This is a genomic window from Zooshikella ganghwensis DSM 15267 (assembly GCF_000428585.1).
In the GTDB taxonomy this organism is placed as follows: domain Bacteria; phylum Pseudomonadota; class Gammaproteobacteria; order Pseudomonadales; family Zooshikellaceae; genus Zooshikella; species Zooshikella ganghwensis.
Map to the genome: position 1 here is coordinate 1 of NZ_AUAF01000300.1, position 2,703 is coordinate 2,703.

Consider the following 2,703-nt stretch of genomic DNA (forward strand, 5'->3'; position numbering starts at 1 on the left):
TTATCTTCAGTCGAAATATCAACGATCAACCAACTGCTTAATGGTAATCAAAATGTCACTGCGTTTATTCCACATCTTCCTGCCAAAGGCTATGCCCCATTTAATCTTAATGGGGTTAAAACCACAGGTCATATCCCTACTATTATCTCAAAAAATCATGCATTGATTGTCGATGAAACAGCTGGTGTTTATCTCTGGCATTTTGCACATGGCCCTAAGCAAGGGCTACGAGGTGGCTTTACCAGCAAAGCAGAAGCAATCATTTGGTATAAAAACTGGCTAACCCATAAAGGAGGAAGAACCAGTCCTAAGGATAAAGGCGAAGTTTATCCCTACTATAACCAAAATTTTGAAGATCACTTGATATTAGATGAATCTGGCTGGTGGCTTTTAAAGCAAAAATTTAATTATGATCTTTCACACTGGCGCAGCGAAAAAGCAGAACAGCTGAAGCTTTTACCCATAGGTGAAAAAACTTACAGTAGAGCCCTAGCAGATCAATTTTTTAAAGCAAAACGCGCTGATATTGATAGCCAATTCAAACAACGTAATGAACAATTTGCTGAAGACTTAAGGTATTGGTACGACTTTGCCGCAACAACAGCAGCTATTTTAGGGGTTGGCGCTTCAGGCAAATTTGCCAAAGCTTTAGATTTTTCCGTTATTATCAGTGGCGTTGGCGTTGGCGGAGTCACCATTGCCAATGCAGATAATCCAAGTGAAATCCTTGAAGGTATTGGGGCAATTGTTGAAGCTACGGCAGATACCCTAGAATCAACTGGTATTGGTGATAGATTATCTCGAAAATCATCAGTGATGCGTAGTTTATTTTACCGATCTTCTGCGAAGGACCATCAACGTACCACTCAAACAAAAAGTTCAAACCAACCCATACCTGTAATTTTGCAAAATAAAGTTACAAATAACTTACAAAGTGAGCTCAATCAAATTTGGAATGCCCCCCAAGTAGAAGCTACTTACAACGCTAAAAAGCTTAATATCACCAAAAATGATAAGCAACTAGAAGTTATTCTTTACCAAGGTAAAGCATATGCTCGCTTTTCTAATGGCTACTGGTTCGACTTTAAGCTCGATGTAACTTCACTTGACGCTCATACTATTCCATCAGTTGGAAATAGTAGCTATCTGTCTTTTGAGTCAATATCTCAGCAAGCTCAAGATAAATTTGGTGACAATGTTAAAGTGGTTACACGAAAGCCATATTTAGAAATAATCACTGATATTGAAATCCATCTGGACGAAAAAAATAATAAGTTAGAAATCTATATACCTGATCAAGATGCACCTCATACAATTTCATCACTTGAAGATGCAGAAGCACATATATATGGTTATATACAACGTCAAGAGTCACGCCGACAAAAAATTGATAAACTAAGTACTTTAAGAAGAGAGGTAGAACAGAATCTTGGTAATGATATCACGGTATTAAATCAACAACCCAGCTCAGTTGATTATGAGGCCAGATTACTTATTTGGCCCTCACCAGAAGCAAACGGTACATATCAACTCTATATTCCTGGCGAGGGTAGAAATTTTAAAACTTTTACTCAATTAACAGAGGCGAAATCTTTATTAGCCAGTTACCGAAAAAATGAATTTATCTTTAACAGCTCATGGTTTCTAGGTGATGAGGTTAAAGTCATTGATGATGTTTCTAAAAGACAGGAATCACAATATACAGTTTTGTTTGACGCAAATTCATCAGATCAAGTAACTTTATATATACCCAATAGTGAAGCACCATTATCATTCGGTAGTTTTGAAGAAACGCGGGACTACCTAGTAAAAAATAATGTAGTTAACCGAATCAAAGTCAATGATGTTTTTTTATCATCTGAAGATATTAATACCCTTGAAACTCGTTACAAAATAAATATTTCTAGCTTAAAGCTTAATGGTCAAGAAATTGCTCTAGCCTACCACAAAACACCGGCAGTCTCTGATACATTTTTATTATTAGCGCATGGCTCTGGCAAGGAGGCCATCATGTTTATAAAACCCGAAGGGTTGGCCTTGGACTTTGCTACTCCAGCAAACACTATTTTACAATCAGGTGGGCTAGGTGATGATGCATTTGATTTACTAAACAGATTAAAAGAAAATAAAGTTCGTTACAAACATGAGTCACAAGTCTATGATGTTTCACAAATCAAAATGAAAGACTATAGTCTTTCCTCTTCTAACATTGAAAGTCATGAACGTATTGCTCACTATATCTCAAGACAAAAAAATACTGACGAATCAACATTACAACCAAATAGCTCATTCACTATCATCAATTTAAATGAAAATGCCCTGGGATTAAGGTTATCTGATGTTATTGACGCCCTAAAAGAATCCTATGGACCCAATACTCCTACCAAAATGATTTGTCACTTTTGTCGAGGAGAAGATAACACAGCAGAAATTTTTGATATAAAAAATAATTATATTAGTGACTCGACTTTGGCCATTTAACTTAAGCAGATGTGCTCAAATAATGAACAGAATTTGATTTTTTTGGTAGAAAACAAGCAGAATAACTGGAGTTTAAGTGGCAATGACGGCACAATTTTTTTGACAAAAAAATTAAACCATCCCAAGGAAGGGGCCGTCATTGCCTGACACAATTATAACGATTTTATCCGCATTTGCACCTTTAATGAGTTCAGCTACTTGGCTAAAAGCAACGACTTTAAT

At 36.3% G+C, this 2,703-nt stretch carries 1 protein-coding gene; it reads left to right on the plus strand.

Annotation, left to right across the window (positions count from 1 at the left end; translation table 11 throughout):
• A partial coding sequence (locus F607_RS35010; RefSeq protein ID WP_038292425.1) for a hypothetical protein occupies positions 1 to 2,481 on the plus strand: 2,481 nt, incomplete at its 5' end.
• Between the last annotated feature and the right edge of the window lie 222 nt (positions 2,482 to 2,703).